10 protein-coding genes are annotated in these 22,385 nt (G+C 72.8%); 6 read left to right on the plus strand and 4 right to left on the minus strand.

Features of this window, described 5'->3' with window-relative positions; genetic code table 11:
• Positions 1 to 14 precede the first annotated feature (14 nt).
• Both ACOBQU_RS09550 and ACOBQU_RS09555 read left to right on the plus strand, forming a co-directional pair.
• Positions 15 to 857, plus strand: coding sequence for a thioesterase II family protein (locus tag ACOBQU_RS09550; RefSeq protein WP_423625775.1), 843 nt, complete (start codon positions 15 to 17; stop codon positions 855 to 857).
• Positions 854 to 2,083, plus strand: coding sequence for an alpha-hydroxy-acid oxidizing protein (locus ACOBQU_RS09555; protein ID WP_423625777.1), 1,230 nt, complete (start codon positions 854 to 856; stop codon positions 2,081 to 2,083). The genes ACOBQU_RS09550 and ACOBQU_RS09555 overlap by 4 nt, the downstream gene beginning before the upstream one ends.
• Before the next feature lie 75 nt (positions 2,084 to 2,158).
• On the opposite strand, the gene ACOBQU_RS09560 is transcribed toward ACOBQU_RS09555, so the two are convergent.
• Positions 2,159 to 2,338, minus strand: a complete 180-nt coding sequence (locus ACOBQU_RS09560) for a hypothetical protein (protein ID WP_423625779.1) — start codon at positions 2,336 to 2,338, stop codon at positions 2,159 to 2,161.
• Positions 2,335 to 2,661 carry a hypothetical protein gene (locus ACOBQU_RS09565; protein ID WP_423625780.1) on the minus strand — a complete coding sequence of 109 codons (327 nt, stop codon included), beginning with the start codon at positions 2,659 to 2,661 and terminating at the stop codon, positions 2,335 to 2,337. Before ACOBQU_RS09565 ends, ACOBQU_RS09560 begins: the two co-directional genes overlap by 4 nt.
• Before the next feature lie 317 nt (positions 2,662 to 2,978).
• On the opposite strand from ACOBQU_RS09565, the gene ACOBQU_RS09570 reads away from it, so the two are divergent.
• From ACOBQU_RS09570 to ACOBQU_RS09585, 4 genes are all read left to right on the plus strand, one after another.
• Positions 2,979 to 3,737, plus strand: coding sequence for an XRE family transcriptional regulator (locus ACOBQU_RS09570; RefSeq protein WP_423625781.1), 759 nt, complete (start codon positions 2,979 to 2,981; stop codon positions 3,735 to 3,737).
• The gene (locus ACOBQU_RS09575; protein WP_423625783.1) at positions 3,724 to 4,194 is read left to right on the plus strand and encodes an NUDIX domain-containing protein; all 471 of its coding nucleotides are present in this window, start codon (positions 3,724 to 3,726) and stop codon (positions 4,192 to 4,194) included. Before ACOBQU_RS09570 ends, ACOBQU_RS09575 begins: the two co-directional genes overlap by 14 nt.
• Positions 4,195 to 4,552: 358 nt before the next feature.
• Positions 4,553 to 5,107 (plus strand): class IV adenylate cyclase, encoded by a 555-nt coding sequence (gene cyaB, locus ACOBQU_RS09580; RefSeq protein WP_423625785.1) that lies wholly within the window; start codon positions 4,553 to 4,555, stop codon positions 5,105 to 5,107.
• Between the two features lie 163 nt (positions 5,108 to 5,270).
• Complete coding sequence (locus tag ACOBQU_RS09585; RefSeq protein ID WP_423625787.1) at positions 5,271 to 5,828, plus strand: flavoprotein; 558 nt, start codon at positions 5,271 to 5,273, stop codon at positions 5,826 to 5,828.
• 144 nt (positions 5,829 to 5,972) lie between these two features.
• Here the strand turns inward: ACOBQU_RS09585 and ACOBQU_RS09590 are convergent, their stop codons facing one another.
• Positions 5,973 to 12,125 carry an amino acid adenylation domain-containing protein gene (locus tag ACOBQU_RS09590; protein WP_423625789.1) on the minus strand — a complete coding sequence of 2,051 codons (6,153 nt, stop codon included), beginning with the start codon at positions 12,123 to 12,125 and terminating at the stop codon, positions 5,973 to 5,975.
• A complete protein-coding gene (locus ACOBQU_RS09595) occupies positions 12,080 to 22,384 on the minus strand; it encodes an amino acid adenylation domain-containing protein (RefSeq protein WP_423625791.1) in 10,305 nt (3,434 codons plus the stop codon). Before ACOBQU_RS09595 ends, ACOBQU_RS09590 begins: the two co-directional genes overlap by 46 nt.
• Position 22,385: the final 1 nt, after the last annotated feature.

The following is a 22,385-nucleotide window of genomic DNA, read 5'->3' on the forward strand; positions in this document are numbered from 1 at the left end:
CGGGGACCCGCGACATGACCCGCATGACTCACACCACCCACACAACTCACACGACCCCCAAGACACCCACGACACCCACGACACCCACGGCCCGCAACACGTGGATCCGTACGTTCCACCCGAAGCCGGACGCGGCGGCCCGCCTGGTGTGCTTCCCGCACGCGGGCGGCCCGGCCATGGCCTTCACGGCCCTGTCGGCGGCGCTGCCCGCCGACGTCGAGCTGGCGGCCGTCCAGTACCCGGGGCGGCAGGACCGGCGCGCCGAGCCGTTCGCCCCGGACGTCGCGACCCTCGCGGCCGGGGCGGCGACGGCGCTGGACGCCCTTGGGGTGCTGGACGACAAGCCGCTGTTCCTGCTGGGCCACAGCTTCGGCTCGCTGGTGGCCTTCGAGACGGCCCGCGCCCTGGAGGAGCGGGCCGGGCAGGGGGTTCCGGCGCGGCTGTTCGCGTCGGCGGCCTGGCCGCCGTCGGCCCGCTGGGACGCGCCGATGCACGAGGACGACAGCCATGACGCGGTCGTGGCGCACGTCCGCTGGCTCGGCGGCGTACCCGAGGCCCTGCTCAACGACCCGGAGACGGTCGCGGAGATGGTGCGCCTGATGCGCGGCGACAGCGAGGCGCTGCGGAGCTACCGCTGCGCGGACGGCGCCGCCGTGGCCGCGCCGCTGACGGTGCTGCTCGCCGAGGAGGACCCGAAGAACTCCGCCGAGCAGATGGCGGGCTGGGCCGCGCACACGACGGGCGGCTACGGCCTTGAGCCGCTGCCCGGCGGGCACTTCGCGCTCACCGAGCGGAACTCCCCGGCGGCGCCGCTGCTCATCCGCTCCATCCGCGAGGACCTGGCGGGGCGGGCATGACCGAGACGACCCCCGTACCCCAGACCACGGGCACCCCCGCGCAGGCGGGGGCTCCCGCACCGGCCCGCTCCGAACTCGTCCGGCAGATCTACCTGGCCGGGATGGCGGGGAACAAGCCCGCCCTGTCCACGGACCTGACGGCCCTTGAGGAGGCGGCGCGGGCCGTGCTGCCGCCGCGGAAGCACGCGTACCTCGCGGGCGACGCGGGCACCGGCGCGACGGGCCGCCGCAACCGGGCGGCGTTCGACCGCTGGCAGTTGGTGCCGCGCATGTGGCGGGGCGTGAGCGAGCGCGACCTGTCGGTGTCGCTGCTGGGCCAGCGCCTGGCCGCGCCGGTGCTGCTCGCGCCGGTGGCCGCGCAGACGGTGGCGCACGCCGACGGCGAGCTGGCAGCGGTGCGGGCCGCCGCCGAAGTGGGCGTGCCGTTCGCGCTGTCCTGCTTCTCCTCGCACTCCCTGGAGGACGTGGCGAAGCAGGCGGGGCCCGAGCCGCGCTGGTTCCAGCTGTACTGGCCGAACGACCGTGACGTCGCCGAGTCGTTGGTACGCCGGGTCGAGGCCGCCGGGTACACGGCGCTCGTCGTCACGGTGGACAATCCCACGTTCGGCTACCGGCCGTGCGACCTGGACCACGGGTACATCCCGTTCGTGCACGGCGAGGGCATCGCCAACTTCACCAGCGACCCGGTGTTCCGCTCCCAGCTCCCCGCGGACGGCGGTGACCTGGCGGCCGTGGTCCACTGGGCGAAGATCTCCGCCAACCCCACGCTCACCTGGGACGACCTGCCCTGGCTGCGGGAGCGCACGGCGCTGCCGATCCTCATCAAGGGCGTCCAGCACCCCGACGACGCCCGCCGGGCGCTGGCCGCGGGCGCGGACGGGCTGGTGGTGTCCACGCACGGCGGCCGCCAGCTCGACGGCGGCGTGGCGGCGCTGGACGCGCTGCCCGCGGTGCGGGCCGCGGTCGGCCCTCAGGTGCCGGTCCTGATGGACTCGGGCATCCGCACCGGCACGGACGTGGTCAAGGCCCTGGCGCTGGGCGCCGACGCCGTCCTGCTGGGCAGGCCGTACGTGTACGGCCTCGCCCTGGACGGCCAGGCGGGCGTGGAGCACGTCCTGAACTGCCTGCTGGCGGACCTGGACCTGGCGATGACCCTGACGGGCTGCCGCGCGGTCACCGACATCACCCGCGAACTGGTGGCACCGGAGGGCCCGTTGGCGCACTGAGGCCGGGAGCGGACCCCGCGCCTGCCTCCCGCGGGCAGGCGCGGGGCCGCCGAGGTCCGCAGCGCCCCGCTCACGTCACGCATCGCCGGTGGTCCCCGCCCGGGGCGGCGCGGGCTCGAAGCCGCCGCCGTCGCCCGACCACACCCGGCGGAGCCGGGCCGCCTCACCGCAGGTGGCGAGGATCCCGAAGTGCCGGTGCGGGCAGGTGGCGAGGTGCCGCCGGTAGGCGTCGTACTGGTCCGCTGCCGCGTTCATCGCCTCGTCACCCTCTTCATCACCTCGTGCGGGGCGAGGTAGGCGGCGCGCAGGTCGTCGGGGTCGGTGAGGACCAACGGCGCGGCGGGGGCGACGATCCAGGAGCGGGCGCGGATGGTCAGCGGGGCGACGACCGCCGGGTCCGGGGCCGCGACGAAGTCGCCGGGGCCGAGGGTCGCGGCCTGCTCGGCGTACCAGGACGAGGCGGTGCCCGGGGTACGAGGACTTCGACGTGGGTGGCGGTGTGCAGCACCGGCCCCAGCGGCGCGCCCTCGGCCCGCAGCCGGTGGATGGTGCTCCAGCCGACGCGCTGGGGGATGCACACGACGTCCCAGGCCCGCCCCACGGCGACGGTCGCGAGCTCGGCGCGATCCCAGGCGGCGAGCGCCTTGCGGACGTCGGCCCGCGCTTCTGTAAGCCAGGTGAGGGCGGCGGGGGTTGTCGTAGTCTCGTCCATGTCGACTCCTCATCAGTCGGCCACGCCCCGGGACCGTTCGCGCGGTCGCCGGGGTCGCTTGTACGTGTCCCGCGATCGTCGTGGGGGTGCCCGGGACGGAGGAACCTCCGCCATCCACCACTTCAGGACGTCCTACGGGCGGTACAACGTCCCTCGGGAGCGTCCGTAGGGAAGGAGCCAGGCATGCCGAACGAGCGGCTCCGGGCAGCGGTGTTGGCCGAAGGCTGGACCTACGAGACCCTCGCCGAGAAGGTGCGGGTCGATCCCAAGAGCGTGGAAAGATGGGTCAATCTCGACCGGGTACCGCGACGAGCGACCGCCCTGCTCGCCGCCGAGCACCTCGACGAGGACGTCCACGCCCTGTGGCCAGCACTCCGCCAGGCCCGCAAAGCGAGAGCCGTCAGCCCCGAACTCGTCGCGCTCTACCCCCAGCGCGCCGAACTGCCCATATCGGCCTATGCCGACCTCGTCGGACAGGCCCGCGAGCACATCGACGTCTTGGTCTACGCAGCCGTTTACCTGCACGAGGCATTCCCCCGCTGGAACGAACTGCTCATGCAGCGGGCAGCGCAAGGGTGCAGGGTACGCATCGCACTCGGCGACGCGGAAAGCGTCAACGTGCAGGCACGCGGACGTGAGGAACAGTACGGGCACGGCATCGAATCCCGCTGCCGTCTGGCACTGCTGCACTACCGGCCACTCCTCCGGGTCGCAGGCATCGAGGTCCGCACCCACGGGACGACGCTCTACAACTCGTTGTACCGGGCGGATGATCAGATGCTCGTGAACAGCCACGTATGGGGCGTCAACGCCTACGGAGCACCCGTGTGGCTGATCCGCCGCACCGAGAACGGCGGGATGTTCGATACGTACACGACCAGCTTCGACGCCGTGTGGGACACGGCCCAGCCCGTAGAGGAGCGGCCCGGTGGCCCGTACTGAGTACTACGACGACCCCGACGCGCCCGCGCCCAACTCGCTCGTCGTGGCGGCCTCCGCGGTCGTCACCGACGAACAGGGCCGCATCCTGCTCCAGCGGCGCCGCGACAACGGTCTGTGGGCCCTGCCGGGCGGCGGGATGGACATGACCGACTCGCTGCCCGGAACGGCGGTGCGGGAGGTGCGGGAGGAGACCGGCCTCGACGTCGAGATCACGGGGCTTGTCGGCACGTACACCGATCCGAAGCACGTCATCGCGTACTCCGATGGCGAGGTGCGCAGGCAGTTCAACGTGTGCTTCACCGCCCGCGTGACCGGCGGCGAACTGACCCTCTCCGACGAGTCGACCGACCTGCGCTTCGTCGCCCCGGACGAACTGCCGGAGCTGCCGATGCACCACACGCAACGACTCCGCCTACAGCACTTCCTCGAAGACCGCCCCGCACCCCATCTGGGCTAGGACCGGCCCGCGACATCGCACCCGCGCGGTCCGGTGACGGCGGAGCAGCAACGCAGGCCCTGACCGCGGAACCCGCTCGGGCACGAGAAACGGCCGCCGCGGTGCGACGCCGTCGGCGAAACCGCCGTGCCCCAACCATCCACCCGCGAAAATGCGACACTCACCGCGACACTGTCACACATTCTGCGTCACACCACCGGGTGCCCTGGTCGGACCAGGCGGAGCAGGCCCGCTGGTGCGGGTGTGGAGACCCCGCACGGCCCCCTGTACCTGGGATTTCGGCGGATGTTCGAGGCGGTCATCGACGGCGCGCGGCGCGTGGTCTGACGGCGGTGGACTGACGAGGAGGGAACCGCAGGTGGTCGAAGCGGAGCTGAAGGCACGGGTCCGTGAGCCGGAAGAGGTCGTGCGGCGGCTGGACGCGCGCGCGGTGGCGCGGGTCGAGGTGTATCAGGACACGTACTACGACCGGCCGGACGGCTCGCTGGAGGAGGCGGGCCAGGAGCTGCGGGTGCGTACCGTGCGGGGCGCGGACGGCTCGCGCACCGTACTCACGTACAAAGGCGCGGCGGTCGACGACGAGTCCGGGTCGAAGCCCGAGTACGAGACCCGGGTCGAGGACGCCGACCAGGCACACGCGATCCTGCGCGGACTCGGGCACGTGGTGCTGATCGCGTTCGAGAAACGGTGCCGGAACTACGCCTTCGAGGTGTCCGGCCGACGGATGCTCGCCACGCTGGTGCGGGTGCCGGAGATCGAGGGCACGTTCCTGGAAGTCGAGACGCTGGTGGAGGAGAGTGAGGTGGCCGCGGCCCTGGACGACGTCCGGGCCGTACTCGCCGAACTCGGCATCGGCCAGGAGGACCTGACGCGGGAGACGTACACGGGCGCCGTGGCGGCGCGGCGAGGCTGACCCTCCGCCCGACGAGGGCACCGCCGTGCCAGCCGCTGTCGGCTTCAGGGTCCCGGCGCCTGGCCCGACGGCCTGGTCGCGGCGCCGCCGCTGCTCCCGGAGCGCCGCGAGGCGTAGGGCGGGGCCGTTGCGCGTGATCGACTCCTCGCGGTGGGGTGGCCCCATGACCCCACGGACCCTGTACCTGTTCGGCTCGGCCGCGCCGCCTCTGTTCGACGTGGCGAAGGTGATCGAGACCGCGCAGGCCGACGGCTGGGACGTCTGCCTCGGGCTGACGCCGACGGCGGCGCGCTGGCTGCACGACAGCCTCGACGGGCTCGCCGCGCTCACCGGGCATCCCGTGCGCAGCGAGTACAAGCTCCCGGGCGAGCCGGACGCCTGGCCCAGGGCGGACGTGATCCTCTTCGCCCCGGCGACGTTCAACAGCGTCAACTCCTGGGCCCTCGGCCTCACCCACACCTTCGTGGTGGGCGTCGCCGCCGAGGGCATCGGCAAAGGCATCCCGACGGTGACGATGCCGTGCGTGAACTCCGCGTACGCCCAACACCGCCAACTGGACCGCAGCGTCGCGGAGCTGCGCGAGCAGGGGGTCACGGTCCTGTACGGGGAGGGCGGCTTCGTGCCCAACCCGCCGGGCTCAGGCGGGCCGACGGAGTATCCGTGGGGTGCCGCGCTGGCGGCCGCGAAGCGCCGGGCCGAGGGGGCCGACGAGGGGCAGTAGCCGCCGGTCAGTGCCACCGCCCGCATGCGCGGCCGGGCCGACCCGCGGCCGACGCGTGCGGGGGGGGGGGGGGGGGCATCGGAGCCCGCAGGGGGGCGAGGCCGAGCGGCCTCGCCCCCCTGCGGGTCCTCGCCGCCGCGGCGGCTACTCCTTGTCGAGGTGTCCGCCGAGGATCCGGCAGATCTCCGCCGCCGGGCGCGGCAGGTACATCCCCATGTGCGTGGAGTGGATGTCGTGCTCCTCCACCGTGCCGTCGATGTACGCGGCCCACATCGGGGCGTACGAGTCGTCGGGGTTCAGGGTGGCGTTGAAGAACACGGCGTCGCCGTGGAACACGGGCTGGGTGTAGTGGGCCATCAGGGCGGTGTGCCGGACGGCGATGGCGGCCGAGTTCTGCACGAGCGTGGCGCGCTCGCCGTCGCCGGTGCCGTCCGCCCCGGCCGCGGGACCCTCGGGGGCCAGGGACGGCAGGTGCTCGTGGAGCACCGCGTACACCTCGTCCATGTCCAGTTCCTGGTGGTCGTCGCGCGCGAACCACTCGGCGGGCACGCAGTCGAGCAGGCCGAGCAGCGCCACCTCGTGGCCGCGCTGCTGGAGGTGGGCGGCGAGGGCGTGCGCCAGGGTGCCGCCGATGGACAGGCCCACCAGCCGGAAGGGGCCTTCGGGCTGGACGGCGAGGATCTGCTCCAGGTAGTCGGCGACCATCTCGTCGATGGAATCCGGCAGCGGGGAGCCGTCGAAGCCGCGGGCCTGGATGCCGTGCACCGGCCGGTCGCCGAGCTGCCCGGCGAAGCTCATGTACACCCAGGACAGGCCGATGCCGGGGTGGACGAACCACACGGGGCCGTCCGCGCCGCCGGTCCGCATCGGCAGGACGACGCCGAACGGGTCGGTGTGGCCGAGCGACTCCGTGCCCGACGTCAGGACGTCGGCGAGTTCGGCGACGGTGGCGTGCTGGAACACGGCCCGCATCGGCAGGTCCACGCCGAGCGTGGTGCGGACGCGGCTGACGAGGCGGGTGGCGAGCAGCGAGTGCCCGCCGGAGGTGAAGAAGTTGTCGTCGACGCCGACCCGTTCGAGGCCGAGTACGTCGGCGAACAGGCCGCACAGGACTTCTTCCCGCGGGGTGCGCGGGGCGCGGTACGCGGTGCTGGTGAACTCCGGTTCCGGCAGCGCCCGGCGGTCCAGTTTCCCGTTGGGCGCGAGCGGCAGCTTCTCCAGGGCGACGAACGCCGACGGCACCATGTACTCGGGCAGCCGTCCGCTGAGGAACGCGCGCAGGCCCGTGACGTCGAACAGGTCGAGGTCCTGCCGGGTGTCGGCCGGGACGACGTACGCCACGAGGCGCTTGTCGGCGGCCCCGTGGGCGACGACGGCGCCCTGCGCCACGTCCGGGTGCGCGACCAGCGCGGCCTCGATCTCGCCGGGCTCGACGCGGAAGCCCCGCACCTTCACCTGGGAGTCGCCCCGGCCCACGTACTCGACGTGCCCGTCGGCCGTCCACCGGCACAGGTCGCCGGTGCGGTACATCCGCGACCCGGCGGGGCCGAAGGGGTCCGCGACGAAGCGGTCGGCGGTCAGGTCGGGGCGGGCGTGGTAGCCGCGGCTGACGGCGCCCGCCACGTACAGCTCGCCCACCACGCCCTGGGGCACCGGGGTGAGGCCGGGGCCGAGGACGTAGCAGCGCATGTTGCCGAGCGGGGTGCCAATGGGGGCGCCGCCGGTGCCGTGCCACGGCCCGGCGTCCGGCTCCACGGCGTACGTCGTGGCGTAGAACGACTCGGTCTGCCCGTAGGCGTTGACGACCCGCACGCCCGGTATCGCCTCGCGGGTCCGCGCCACGAGGGACGCGGGCAGCGCCTCACCGGCGAACACCACGGCCTCCAGGTCGAGGTCGCCGCCCACCTGGTCGAGCAGTTCGGCGAACACCGACGGCACGGAGGACAGCACGCCGCCGCTCCAGCCGCCGCGCTCGCCGATGACCAGCGCGTCCCGGGCGATCTCCAGGGTGCCGCCGGTCGACAGGGTCGCGAAGGTCTCGAAGACCGACACGTCGAAGTTGACCGAGGCGCACGCGAGGGTCCGCGTGCCCGCGCCGCCGATACGGTCGACGAGCCGCGTCACGCCGTTGACGACGTTGGCGTGGCTGATCATGACGCCCTTGGGGATGCCGGTGGAGCCGGAGGTGTACATCACGTACGCCAGGTTGTCCGGCCGCAGCGGCGCCACCCGGTCCCGGTCGCGGACCTTCGGGTTGCGCTTCTTGGGCTCCAGGTCGAGGTCGTCGAGGAACAGCCGCGGGATGTCGTTGTCCGGCAGCACGCCCACGGTGTCGCGGTCGGTGAGCAGCAGCGCGGGCCGGGCGCCGGACAGGATGTGGTCCAGGCGGCCGCTGGGGTAGGCGGGGTCGATCGGCAGGTAGGCGCCGCCCGCCTTGAGGATGCCGAGCAGGCCCGCGGTCAGGTGCGTGGTGCGCGGCAGGGCGAGGCCCACGACCGTCTCCGGGCCGACGCCGCGCCTGATCAGCTCCCGGGCGAGCCGGTTGGCCCGCACGTCGAGTTCCCGGTACGTCCAGGAGCGCTCGCCGTCCTCGACGGCGACCGCGTCGGGCGTCGCGGCGGCCTGCCGCTCGAACAGGCCGGGCAGGGTGAGGTCGGGGATGTCCGCCTCGGTGGCGTTGTACGCCACGAGCATCCTGTCCCGCTCCCCCGGCTCCAGGACGTCGACGTCCCTGACGGGGGTGTCCGGGTCGGCGGCGATCTGCTGGAGCACCCGGCCGAGGCGCCCGGCGATCTGCCGTACCTGGTCCTCGTCGTACATGGTGTCCTGGTACTGGAGGCCCATGCGCAGGTGCGGGGAGGCGTCGGCGCCGACGATGAGGGGGTAGTGGGTGCCGCTGGACGAGCGCAGGCCGGTGACGGCGATGCCCGCGGTGGCGTTGGCGTCGCTCATGCCCGCGTGGTCCACGGGGAACGACTCGAACACCACGATGGTGTCGAACAGCGTGCTCAGCCCGGTCGCCCGCTGGATGTCCGCGAGGCCGTGGTGGTGGTAGTCGAGCAGCGCGGCCTGCCGCTCCTGGAGCGTGGTGAGCAGCTGCGCCAGCGTCTGGCCGGGCGCCGCGTCGACCCGTACGGGCAAGGTGTTGATGAACAGGCCCACGATCGAGTCGACGCCGTTCACGGACGGCGGGCGCCCGGACACGGTCGCGCCGAACGTGACGTCGCCGCGGCCGGTGAGGTGTCCGAGGACCAGGCCCCAGGCACCCTGCACGAGGGTGTTGACGGTGATGCCCAGCTCGGCGGCGCGGCGGCCGAGGGTGCGGGCGTCGTCGGCGGGCAGCGGCACCTCGACCATGCGCAGCGCCCCCTGCGCGTCGGTGACGCCCGGCGCGAGCAGCGTGGGCTCTTCGACACCGTCGAGTTCGTCGGCCCAGGCGCGGGCGGCGGCGTCGGGGTCCTGCTGGGCGATCCAGGCGAGGAACTCGCGGTAGCTGCGGACGCGGGGCAGGGCGGTGGGGTCGCCGTGGGTGCCGTACAGGCGCAACAGGTCCTGGATGAGCATGGGGAAGGACCAGCCGTCGTACAGCACGTGATGGGCGCTGAAGACCAGCTCGGAGAGGTGGTCGTCGAGCTTGACGAGCCACATCCGCAGCAGGGGCGCGGCCGCCGGGTCGAAGTGGGTGACCTGGTCCTCGGCGAGGACGGCCTCGAACGCGGCATCGCGTTCGGCTTCCGGCAGGTGGCTGAGGTCGATCTCGCGCCAGGGCAGTTCGGCGCCGTCGACGATGAGCTGGACGAGTTCGCCTCGCGGGTCGTTGACGAAGGCGGCGCGCAGGTTGGCGTACCGGTCGAGCAGCGCCTGCCCGGCCGCGCGCAGACGGTCCGGTTCGACGCCGCCGGACAGGTGCAGGACGAGCTGGATGTGGTACGCGTCCCGGGCCTCGGCGTCGCTGGCGGCGCCCAGCAGGCTGTGGAACAACAGGCCGGACTGCATGGACGTGACCGGCCAGATGTCCGACAGGCCGGGGTACGTCCGCTCCCAGGCCTCGATCGCGGCCTGGTCGACGTTGACGAGGGGGACGTCGGAGGGGGTGAGGCCGCCCGCGCCGGGTTGCGCCGTGTGCTGGACGAGGCCGTGGAGGGCGTCGCGCCACAGGTCGGCGAGGTGCTGGACGTCGTCGTGGGTGAGGACGCCGGTGGGGAAGCCGATGCTGGCGGCCAGTTCGGGCCCCTGGGCGGTGTCGGCGACGTACGCGGAGAAGTCCACGGTGGCCAGGGCGGGCATGTCGGCGTTGAGGTCGGCGATCAGGTCGTCGGTGTCGGCGGCGATGCTCCAGCCCAGGCCGCGCAGCTCCTCGGGCATGTCCTCGGCGGAGAAGCGACCCAGGTAGTTGAAGGAGATCTGCCCGGTCGAACGGCCCGCGAGGGCGGGGGCGGTGTCGGGGTTGAGGTAGCGCAGCAGGCCGAAGCCGATGCCCTTGTCGGGGACAGCTGCCAGCTGTTCCTTGACCGCCTTGATGACCCCACCCGCCGCGCTGCCGCCCGCGAAGGCGTCCGCCACATCGAACCCGGCCACATCGAGCCGGACGGGGAACATGCTGGTGAACCAGCCCACCGTGCGGGACAGATCCGCGCCGGGGACCACCTGTTCCTCACGGCCGTGGCCCTCAAGCCGGATCAGCGTCGTCGACTCCTCCACGCCGCGCTCGGCGCGCCAGCGTGTCACCGCCAGCGCGAGCGCGGCCAGCAGACCATCGTTCACGCCACCGTGGAAGGCGGCCGGGACGCTGGTGAGGACCGCTTCGGTGACCGCCACCGGCAGCTTCACCTGCACGGTCTCGACGGTGGCGGTCACGTCGACCGCCGGGTCGAGGGGGCGGGAGCCGAGGACCGGGTCGGGGCCTGCCAAGGTGCTCTGCCACAGCGGTAGTTCGGCGGTGCGGGCCTCGGTGAGCGCTTCGTCGCGCATCGCGTGGGCCCAGCGGCGCAGCGAGGTGCCGATGGGGTCGAGCCTGGGGGTGCGGCCTGCTGTGAGGTCGTTCCAGGCGGCGGCGAGGTCCGGTACGAGGATGCGCCAGGACACGCCGTCGACGACGAGGTGGTGCAGGACCACGATCAGTCGGCCCGCCGCGCCGGGTGCGTCGAGCCACACGAACTGCGCCATCACGCCCGCGGCCGGGTCCAACCGCCCGGTCGCGGCATCGAGTTCGGCGCGGGCGCGGTCCTTCCAGCCCGCCGCGTCCCAGGCGCCGTCGCATTCCACGCGGTGGAGGAGCGCGGCGACGTCCACCGTGCCAGGCTCAGACACCTCCAGGGTGCCCTCGCCGTCGGTGAGCAGCCGCGAGCGCAGTCCGTCGTGGGCGTCGATGACGGCGGTGAGGGTGGCGATCAGGCCCGCCTCATCGATGCCCTGGGGCAGGTCCAGGACGGTGGACATGGAGAACCGGTCCGTGTTCTCCCCCAGTTCGCCGGTCATATAGCGGGCGATGGGCAGCAGCGGCATCCACCCCACCCCGCCGCCCTCCAGCTCGGCCAGGACCGCGCCTGCACCCGCGAGGCGGTTCTCCACCGCCGCCAGGGCCAGCTCGCCCACGGTGCGGCGCTCGAAGATCTGCCGCGGGGTGATCTCCACACCCTGGGCCTTGGCCCGGGAGACCACCTGGATCGAGCGGATGGAATCCCCGCCCACGGCGAAGAAGTCATCATCCACACCCACCCGGCCCAGGCCCAGAACCTCGGCATACACCCCCGCCAGGACCCGCTCCTCCTCGGTGCGCGGCGCCCGGTACTCCCCGGCGGTGAACTCCGGCCGCGGCAGCGCCCGCCGCTCCAGCTTCCCGTTCGGCGCCAGCGGCAGCCTCTCCAGCACCACGAACACCGACGGCACCATGAACTCCGGCAGCCGCCCCGCCACATACCGGCGCAACTCCTCCACCGACACCCCAGCCGTCAGGTCAATATCGGCGTTCACATCCTCAACCAGCTCGCCCGCGGGGACCACATAGCCGACCAGCTGCTTGCTGCCGCGCCCCTCCACGACCGTCACCACGGCCTGGGCAACCCCCGGGTGCCCGGCCAGGCACGCCTCCACCTCACCGGGCTCGATACGGATACCGCGCACCTTCACCTGCGCGTCATCCCGCCCCACATACTCCAGCTGCCCCTCAGCCGTCCACCGGACCAGATCACCGGTGCGGTACATCCGCGACCCGGCAGGACCGTAAGGGTCGGCGACGAACCGGTCCGCCGTCAGGTCAGCCCGCCCGAAGTAGCCACGCGCCACATTCCCCGCCACATACAGCTCCCCCACAACCCCCACCGGCACGGGCGCGAGCCCGGACCCAGGACGTAGGCACGCATGTTGCCCAGCGGAGCACCGATCGGCGCACTGGCCTGACCATCCCACGCGGCCTCAGCGGGAAGCGCGAACGTCGTCGCGTAGAACGACTCCGTCTGCCCATAGGCATTGACCACCCGCACACCCGGAATCGCCTCACGCGTGCGCGCCACCAGAGACGCAGGCAGCGCCTCACCGGCAAACACCACCGACTGCACATCCAGTTGGCCCTCGACCTGCTCAAGCAGCTCGGCGAACACCGACGGCACCGTCGACACCACCCCGCCGCTCCAGCCACCGCGCTCACCGATGACGAGGACGTCGCGGGCCACCTCCACGGTGCCGCCCTGGCTGAGCGTCGTCACCGTCTCGAAGACCGACACGTCGAAGTTGATCGACGTCGCGGCGAGCATACGGGTACGGGAGTCGATGCCCACCGACGCGGCGAGGCGCAGGACGCCATTGACCACGTTGTGGTGGGTGACCGCCACGCCCTTCGGCGTACCCGTCGAGCCGGACGTGTACATCACATACGCCACATGGTCCGGCCGCAGTACGGAGGTCCGGTCCGCGTCGGTGACCTTCTGGGCGCCGGGCTTCGGCTCAAGGTCGAGGTCGTCAACGAACAGACGCGGCACATCGCTCTCCGGTAGCACGCCGACCGTGTCCGCGTCGGTGAGCAGCAGCGTCGGCCGCGCGTCCGCGAGGATGTGGTCCAGGCGCGTACTCGGGTACCTCGGGTCGATCGGCAGGTACGCGCCGCCCGCCTTCAGCACGCCCAGCAACGCCACGACCAGGTCGGCCGAGCGCGGCAGCGCCAGACCCACCACCGACTCCGGGCCCACCCCACGCCCGATCAGCTCCCGGGCCAACAGGTCGGCGCGGGCGCCGAGTTCGGCGTACGACCACTCCACGCCCTCGTACACCAGGGCGGTCGCGTCGGGGGTCTGCTCGGCCTGGCGCTCGAACAGGCCGGGGATGGTGAGGTCGGGGGTTTCGGCGGCGGTGTCGTTGAAGCCGCGGAGCACCAGGTCCCGCTCGTCGGCCTCGACGAGTTCGACGGCGCCGACACGCTGTTCGGGGTCGGCGGCCAGCAGTTCCACGACGCGCAGGAACCGATCGGTGATCGTCTGGGCGGTGGTGTGGTCGAACAGGTCGGTGGCGTACTCCAGTTGCCCCACCACGCCGTAGCCGGGGATGTCGGCCATGTTGAAGAACAAGTCGAACTTCGCGCTCTCGTTGCGGATCCGCTCGAAGCTGACCTCCAGACCAGGCAGCGCGAAGTCGTCCCGGTTGAAGTTCTGCCAGGCGAACATCACCTGGAACAACGGCGAATACGCCGTGGAGCGCTCCGGGTTGAGCACCTCCACCAACCGCTCGAACGGCACATCCTGATTGTCGTACGCCGCGACCGACTTCTCCCGCGCCTGGTCCAGCAGGTCCACGAACCGCGGATTGCCCGACAGGTCAGCGCGCAGCACCCAGGTGTTGACGAAGAACCCGACCAGGTCGGCGAGCAGGTCATCGGTGCGGCCCGCGATCGGCGAGCCCACCGTGATGTCATCGCCGCCGCCCAGGCCGTGCAGCAGCACCGTCAGCGCCGACTGAAGCACCATCGAGGCGGTCGCGCCCCGGCGCTGGGCCAGCTCCTCGACCCGGTCCATCACCGCCCGGTCCAGACGGAACTCCACCGTCGCACCCCGATGGCTGGCCCGCGGCGGACGCGGCCGGTCGGCAGGAAGCCGCAACGGCTGCGGCACCCCCGCCAACTCCGCACGCCAGTAGTCGACCTGAGCCGCCTGCACACTCTCCGGGTCGTCCTCGTCACCCAGCAGCTCACGCTGCCACAGCGTGTAGTCCACGTACTGGACGGGGAGTTCCGGCCAGGTGGGTGCCTGGCCCTGGACGCGGGCGGTGTAGGCGGTGCCGAGGTCCCGGGCCAGCGGGCCCATGGACACGCCGTCGCTGACGATGTGGTGGAACAACAGCAGCAGGACATACTCCTCAGGCCCGCACCGGAAGACCGTGGCCCGGGTCGGCACCTCCCCCGCCAGATCGAAGCGGTACCCGGCGGCCTCCGCCAACGCGTCCGCCACACCCTCCGGCGCCACCTCCACCACCGGCACCTCAACGCGCACCTCACCAGCGGGCAGCACCCGCTGGAACGGCACCCCCTGACTGTCGTCGACGATCAGCGTGCGCAGGCTCTCATGGCGGGCCACCACATCGTTGACCGCCGCCTCCAGCGCGGCCACATTCAGCGAACCCGACAAGCGCAGCGGGAAGGGTGTGTTGTAGGTAGCCGACGGCCCCTCGAAACGGTCGATGAACCACAGCCGCCGCTGCGCGAACGACAACGGCACCGTCTCAGGACGCTCCTCCACCCGCGCCAGCTGCGGACGCACCCTGTCGCCCTGGCCCAGGTGCCCGGCCAGCTCCGCCACCGTCGGCGACTCAAACACCACCCGGATGGGAATTTCGGCGCCCAACGTCGTACGGATGCGGCTCACCAGCCGCGTCGCAAGGAGTGAATGGCCGCCGACGGTGAAGAAGTTGTCGTCGATGCCGACCCGCTCCAGGCCCAGTACCTCGGCGAACAGGCCGCACAGGGCCTCCTCTTGCGGGGTGCGCGGGGCCCGGTAGACCGTGCCGGTGAACTCCGGTTCCGGCAGCGCCCGGCGGTCCAGCTTCCCGTTCGGCGCCAGCGGCAGCCTCTCCAGCACCACGAACGCCGACGGCACCATGAACTCCGGCAACCGCCCACCCAGGAACGCCCGCAGCTCCGTAACATCCACCGCGCCCTCCACGGGCACCACATACGCCACCAGACGCTTGTCAGCCGCGCCCTGCGCAACAACGGCACCCTGCGCCACACCCGGGTGCGCCACCAGCGCGGCCTCGACCTCACCCGGCTCAATGCGGAAGCCCCGCACCTTCACCTGGGAGTCACCCCGGCCTACGTACTCGATCTGCCCGTCAGCCGTCCAGCGCGCCAGGTCACCGGTGCGGTACATCCGCGACCCGGCAGGGCCGTAGGGGTCGGCGACGAACCGGTCCGCCGTCAGGTCAGCCCGCCCGAAGTAGCCACGCGCCACATTCCCGGCGACATACAGCTCCCCCACGACCCCCACCGGCACGGGCGCGAGCCCGGACCCGAGGACGTAGGTGCGCATGTTGCCCAGCGGAGCGCCGATCGGGGCGCTGCCTCGACCCTCCCACTCCTGCCCGGCCGGGAGCGCGAACGTCGTCGCGTAGAACGACTCCGTCTGCCCATAGGCGTTGACCACCCGCACACCCGGAATCGCCTCACGCGCCCGCGCCACCAGGGAGGCGGGCAGCGCCTCACCGGCGAACACCACCGACTGCACGTCCAGTTGGCCCTCGACCTGCTCAAGCAGCTCGGCGAACACCGACGGCACCGTCGACACCACCCCGCCGCTCCAGCCGCCACGCTCACCCACGACCAGCACGTCCCGGGCCACCTCAAGCGTCCCGCCCGTCGACAGGGTCGTGAACGTCTCGAAGACCGACACGTCGAAATTGATCGACGTCGCCGCGAGCATGCGCGTTCCGGAGCCGACACCGACGCGGTCCACGAGCCGGGTGACGCCGTTGACCACGTTGTGGTGGGTGACCGCCACGCCCTTCGGCGTGCCCGTCGAGCCAGAGGTGTACATCACGTACGCCACATGATCCGGCCTGAGCACCCCACGGCGCTCGGCATCGGACACCGGCGCGCCCGGCCCGGACGTCAGGTCGACATCGCCCACGAACAGGCGCGGCACATCGCTCTCCGGCAGCACACCGACCGTGTCCACGTCCGTCAGCAGCAGCGTCGGCCGCGCGTCCGCGAGGATGTGATCCAGGCGCGTGCTCGGATACCTGGGGTCGATCGGCAGATACGCGCCGCCCGCCTTCAGGACGGCGAGCAGGGCCACGACCAGCTCGGCGGAGCGCGGCAGCGCCAGGCCCACCACCGACTCCGGACCCACTCCGCGCCCGATCAGCTCCCGCGCCAGCCGGTTCGCGCGGGCGTCCAGGTCGGTGTACGACAGCTCCACGTCCCCGAAGACGACCGCGAGGGCGTCCGGGGTCGCCGCCGCCTGCCGCTCGAACAGGGCGGGCAGTGTGACGTCCGGCGTCGGCGCCGCCGTGTCGTTGAAGGCACGCAGGACCAGGTCCCGCTCGTCGGCGTCCAGGACGTCGACGTGGCCGACGGCGCTCTCCGGGGCCTCGGCGAGGCGGAGCAGGACGCGGGCGAACCGCCGGGCGATCGCCTCGACGTCCTCGCGGGCGAACAGGTGGTGCTGGTACTGGAGGCCGAGGCGCAGGTACGGCTCGGCGTCGGCGGACACGATCAGCGGGTAGTGGGTGCCGCTGTGCGGGCTGATGCCGGTGACGGACAGGCCCGCCGCCGTGTACGCGTCGGTGATGCCGACGGTGTCCACGGGGTACGAGTCGAACACCACGATGGTGTCGAACAGCGAGGGCAGCCCGACGGCGCCCTGGATGTCGCTGAGGCCGACGTGCTGGTGGTCGAGGAGCGCGCCCTGCCTGTTCTGCAGGGCGGTGAAGGTGTCGGCGAGGGTGCGCGCGGGCGCCCGGTCCACCCGTACCGGAAGGGTGTTGATGAACAGGCCGACGATGTCGTCGATGCCCGGCACCACGGGCGGGCGGCCGGACACCGTGGCGCCGAACACCACGTCGCGGCGGCCCGTCAGCTCGCCGAGGAGCAGGCCCCACGCGCCCTGCACCACGGTGTTCATGGTGATGCCGAGTTCGGCGGCGCGCCGGGCGAGGTCCCGGGCCTGCTCGGGGCTCAGCGGTACGTCGACCTGGCCGATGCCGAGCGGCTTGGCGCCGGGGGCGGCGGCGGGGGCGAGCAGCGTGGGCTCGTCGACCCCGGCGAGTTCCGCGGCCCAGGCCGCGGTGTCCGCGGTGTGGTCCCGCTGGCCGAGCCAGGCCAGGAACTCGCGGTAGGCGCGGGCCCGCGGCAGTCCGGCCGGGTCGCCGCCGGAGCCGTACAGGCGCAGCAGGTCGGTGAGGAGCAGCGGCACCGACCAGCCGTCGAACAGGACGTGGTTGGCGGTGAACACGAGGTCCGCCCGGTCGTCGCCGAGCGTGATCAGGGTCATCCGCAGCATGGGCGGGGTGAGCGGGTCGAAGTGCCGGGCGTGGTCGTCGGCGAGGAGCCGCCGCAGCTCGGCGTCGCGCTCGGCGCCGGGCAGGCCGCCCAGGTCGACGTGCAGCCAGGGCAGGGCGACCTCGTCGAGGACGAGCTGCACCTGGTGACCGTCGCTGTCGGTGACGAAGGCGGTGCGCAGGCTGGCGTGCCGGTCGAGGAGGGCCTGCCCGGCGGCGCGCATCCGGTCGGGCTCGACGCGGCCGGACAGGTGGAACGTGAGCTGCATCTGGTACGCGTCGAACTCGGCGTCGGCCAGCATGGTGTGGAAGAGCAGACCGGACTGGGCGGCGGTGAGCGGCCAGATGTCGGACACGCCGGGGTAGCGCCGCTCGAACTGTTCGATGTCGCCCTGACCGACCCGCACCAGCGGCACGTCGGACGGGGTGAGGCCGCCCGCGCCGGGCTGCTCGACGTGCCGGGCGAGCCCTTCGAGGGCCTCGCGCCACAGGTCGGCCAGCTCGCGCACCTCGGCCGCGGAGAGGACGCCGGTGGGGAAGCCGATGCGGGCGTTGAGCTGCGGGCCCTCGTCGGCGTCGAGGACGAGGGCGTTGACGTCGAAGACGGACAGGGCGGGCATGTCCGCGTCGAGGTCGGCGAGGAGGTCGGCGGTGCCGTCGGCCTGGTTGAAGCCGAGGCCGCGCAGGTGCTCGGGGATGTCCGTGGACTGTGAGGACGTCGAGAAGCGGCCCAGGTAGTTGAAGGCGATCTGCCCGGTGGAGTGGCGGCGCAGGACGTCGGCGGTCTCCGGGTTCAGATAGCGCAGCAGGCCGTAGCCGAGGCCCTTGTCGGGCACGGCGAGGGACTGCTCCTTGACGGCCTTGACGGCGGCCCCGGCGGCCGGGCCGCCGGTGAAGGCCTCGTCGACGTCGATGCCGGTGATGTCGAGGCGCAGTGGGAACATGCTGGTGAACCAGCCCATGGTGCGGGTCAGGTCGGCGCCGGGCACCGCCTGCTCCTCGCGGCCGTGGCCTTCGAGGCGCAGCAGCACGGTGGGCTCGTCGACGCCGCGGGCCCGGCGCCAGCGGGTGACGGCGAGGGCGAGGGCGGCGAGCAGGCCGTCGTTGACGCCGCCGCGGAAGGCGGCGGGCACCTTGGTGAGCAGCGCCTCGGTGACGGGGACGGGGACCCGCACCAGGAGGTGGTCGACGGTGGCGACGGTGTCGGTGGCCGGGTCGAGGAGGCGGCTGCCGAGGACCGGGTCGGGGCCCGCGACGATCTCGGTCCACCGGTCGAGTTCGGCGGTGCGCCCGGGGCTGTTGGCCTCGTCGGCGAGGGCGTGCGCCCAGCGGCGTACGGAGGTGCTGACGGGGGCGAGCCGGGGCTGCTTGCCCGCCTTGACCTGTTCCCAGGCGGCGGCGAGGTCGGGCAGCAGGACGCGCCAGGACACGCCGTCGATGACGAAGTGGTGCAGGACGACGTGCAGGCGGCCCGGCCGGTCGGGGCCCGCGTCGAACCAGACGAAGCGGGCCATGGACCCGGCCCTCGGGTCGAGCCGGGCGGTGGCGGCGTCGAGTTCGGCGAGCGCGGTGGCGCGCCAGGCGTCGTCCCAGACGCCGTCGCAGGGGACGCGGTGGATCAGCGGCGCCACGTCGACGGTGCCGGGCGCGGCGACCTCCAGGCCGTCGCCGCCGCCGTCGCCGCGGTCGCCGTCGGTCAGGAGGGTGGAGCGCAGGATGTCGTGGGTGTCGAAGACGGCGGCGAGCGTGGCGGTCAGGCCCGGCTCGTCGATGCCCTGGGGCAGGTCGAGCACCATCGACATGGAGAACCGGTCGCTGCCGCCGCCGAGTTCCTTCAGGAAGTGGCCCGCGGGCAGCAGCGGCATGCGGCCGACGCCGCCGCCGTCCAGCTCCTCCAGGACGGTGGCCTGGTCCCCGGCGGAGGCGACCTCGGCGAGTTCGGCGACGGTGCGGCACTCGAAGATCTGCCGGGGGCTGACCTCGACGCCCTGGGCGCGGGCCCGGGAGACGACCTGGATGGAGCGGATGGAGTCGCCGCCGACGGCGAAGAAGTCGTCGTCGACGCCGACCCGGTCCAGGCCCAGGACCTCGGCGTACACGCCGGTGAGGATCTCCTCGGCGGGCGTGCGCGGGGCGCGGTAGGCGCTGCCGGTGGGCTCCGGCTCGGGCAGCGCCCTGCGGTCCAGCTTGCCGTTCGGGGCGAGCGGCAGCTTGTCCAGGAGGACGAACACCGCGGGGACCATGAACTCCGGCAGGCGGGCGGCGGCGAAGCGGCGCAGTTCGCGCGCGGAGACCACCATGGACAGGTCGACGTCGAGGTCACCGAGGCTGGTGACGTCGCCCGCGCCCGCGTCGGGCGCGGCGGGCACCACGTAGCCGACGAGCTGCTTGCTGCCGCGGCTGTCGTGGACGGTCACCACGGCCTGGGCGACGCCGGGGTGGGCGGTGAGCGCGGCCTCGATCTCGCCGGGCTCGATGCGGAAGCCGCGCACCTTCACCTGGGCGTCGCCGCGGCCGACGTACTCCAGCTGGCCCTCGGCGTTCCAGCGGGCCAGGTCACCGGTGCGGTACATGCGGGCGCCGGGCGGGCCGTAGGGGTCGGCGACGAAGCGGTCGGCGGTCAGGTCGGGGCGGCGGTGGTAGCCGCGGCCGACGACGCCCGCGACGTACAGTTCGCCGGGCACGCCGACGGGCGCGGGTTCCAGGCCCGGGCCGAGGACGTAGGCGCGGACGTTGCCGAGGGGGCCGCCGATGGGGGCGCTGCCGGTGCCGTGCCAGGCGTCGGTGCCGGACACGGAGAACGCGGTGGCGTAGAACGTCTCGCTCTGGCCGTAGGCGTTGACGACGCGCACGCCGGGGATGGCCTCGCGGACCTTGCGGACGAGCGGCGCGGTCAGCGCCTCACCGGCGAACACCACGGCGTCGGCGGTGATCTTCCCGTCGACCTGGTCGAGGAGTTCGGAGAACACCGACGGCACGGTGGAGATGACGCCGCCGCTCCAGCCGCCGCGCTCGCCGACGACGAGGACGTCCCGCACCACTTCGAGGGTGCCGCCGGTGGACAGCGTGGTGAAGGTCTCGAAGACGGACACGTCGAAGTTGATGGAGGTGCCCGCGAGGAGCCGGGTCCCGGCGGTGACGCCGACGGCGTCCGCGAGGCGCGTCACGTCGTTGACGACGTTGTGGTGGGTGATCGCCACGCCCTTGGGGGTGCCGGTGGAGCCGGACGTGTACATCACGTACGCGACGTGCGCGGGCCGCAGCGGGGCGGTCCGGTCGGCGTCGGTGAGCGGGGAGCCGTCGCCGGTGTCGAGGTCGACGTCGCCGAGGAGCAGGCGGGGCGCCTCGGCGTCGGGCAGCACGCCGACGGTGCCCGCGTCGGTGAGGATGAGGTGCGGGCGGGCGTCGGCGAGGATGAAGTCCAGGCGGGTGCTGGGGTACTTGGGGTCGATCGGCAGGTAGGCGCCGCCCGCCTTGAGGACGCCGAGGAGGCCGACGACCAGGTCGGCGGAGCGCGGCAGGGCGAGGCCCACCACGGTCTCGGGGCCCACGCCGCGGCCGATCAGCTCGCGGGCGAGCCGGTTGGCGCGGGCGTCCAGGTCGGCGTACGTCAGTTCGCGGTCCTCGGAGACGACGGCGAGGGCGTCCGGGGTCCGCGCGGCCTGGGCCTCGACGAGGCCGGGCACGGTCAGCTCCGGGGTGGGCGCGGCGGTCTCGTTGAAGCGGGTGAGGACCAAGTCGCGCTCGTCGGCCTCCAGGACGTCCACGAGGGCGACGGGCCGGGCGGGGTCGTCGACGAGCTGGCGCACGACCCGCATGTAGCGAGCGAGGATGGCCTCGGCGGTGGCGCGCTCGAACAGGTCGGTGGCGTACTCCAGGTACACCAGCATCGACTGCTTCGCCGGGTCGTGGAAGTAGTTGAACTCCAGGTCGAACTTGGCGGTGGTGGTCGCCAGCATCTCCATGCGGGTGGTCAGGCCCGGCAGGTCGAGGGCGGTGCCGACCTCGGTCTCCCAGGTGAACATGACCTGGAACAGCGGGTGGTAGGCGGTGGACCGCTCCGGGTTGAGGATCTCCACGAGCCGCTCGAAGGGCGCGTCCTGGTTGTCGTACGCGGTGAGGGCCTTGTTCTGCACCTGGGCGAGCAGCTGCTCGAAGGTGGGGGCGCCGGACAGGTCGCCGCGCAGCACCCAGGTGTTGACGAAGAAGCCGACGAGGTCGGTGAGGTCGTCGTCGGTGCGGCCCGCGATGGTGGAGCCGAGCGCGATGTCGTCGCCCGCGCCGAGGTGCTGGAGCGTCACCATCAGGGCGGCCTGCATCACCATCGGCACGGTCACGTCGCGGTCGCGCGCCAGGTGCTCGATCCTGGCGACGAGCGCGCGGTCGACCTCGTGGCTGGTGCCCTCGCCCTGGTGGCTGGGGCGGGGCGGGCGCGGCCGGTCGGCGGGCAGCTGGATGGGCTGGGGCACGCCGGTCAGCTCGCCGCGCCAGTAGTCGACCTGGGAGGCGAGGACGGACTCGGGGTCGCTCTCGTCGCCGAGCAGCTCGCGCTGCCACAGGGTGTAGTCGACGTACTGGACGGGAAGTTCCTCCCAGTCCGGGGCGCGGCCCTTGAGGCGGGCGGTGTAGGCGGCGGCGACGTCACGGGCGAGCGGCGCCATGGACTCGCCGTCGCTGGCGATGTGGTGGATGAGCAGGACGAGGACGTGCTCGCGGGCGCCGGAGCGCAGCAGGGTCGCGCGCAGCGGTATCTCGGTGGCGAGGTCGAGGACGTACTCGGCCTCCTTGGCGATGGCGGCCTCCAGGTCCTCGGGCGCCACCTCGATGACCGGCATGTCGACGGCGGCGGCCTCGACGCCAAGGACCTCCTGGCCGGGGACGCCGTCGGCGTCCTCCACGATCAGGGTGCGCAGGCTCTCGTGGCGCTCCACGACGTCGCGGACCGCCGCGTGCAGCGCGGCCGTGTCGAGGTCGCCGCTCATGCGCAGCAGGAAGGGCAGGTTGTACGTCGCTGAGGGGCCCTGGAAGCGGTTGATGAACCACAGCCGCCGCTGCGCGAAAGACAACGGGATCATT

Source organism: Streptomyces sp. G45 (assembly GCF_049542095.1).
In the GTDB taxonomy this organism is placed as follows: domain Bacteria; phylum Actinomycetota; class Actinomycetes; order Streptomycetales; family Streptomycetaceae; genus Streptomyces.

What these genes read in the sequence shown, in the direction of transcription:
- ACOBQU_RS09555 (WP_423625777.1), top strand. Translation starts at nt 854, where the DNA reads ATGACCGAGACGACCCCCGTACCCCAGACCACGGGCACCCCCGCGCAG.
- ACOBQU_RS09595 (WP_423625791.1), bottom strand. Translation starts at nt 22,384, where the DNA reads ATGATCCCGTTGTCTTTCGCGCAGCGGCGGCTGTGGTTCATCAACCGC.
- ACOBQU_RS09560 (WP_423625779.1), bottom strand. Translation starts at nt 2,338, where the DNA reads ATGAACGCGGCAGCGGACCAGTACGACGCCTACCGGCGGCACCTCGCC.
- ACOBQU_RS09585 (WP_423625787.1), top strand. Translation starts at nt 5,271, where the DNA reads ATGACCCCACGGACCCTGTACCTGTTCGGCTCGGCCGCGCCGCCTCTG.
- ACOBQU_RS09570 (WP_423625781.1), top strand. Translation starts at nt 2,979, where the DNA reads ATGCCGAACGAGCGGCTCCGGGCAGCGGTGTTGGCCGAAGGCTGGACC.
- ACOBQU_RS09550 (WP_423625775.1), top strand. Translation starts at nt 15, where the DNA reads ATGACCCGCATGACTCACACCACCCACACAACTCACACGACCCCCAAG.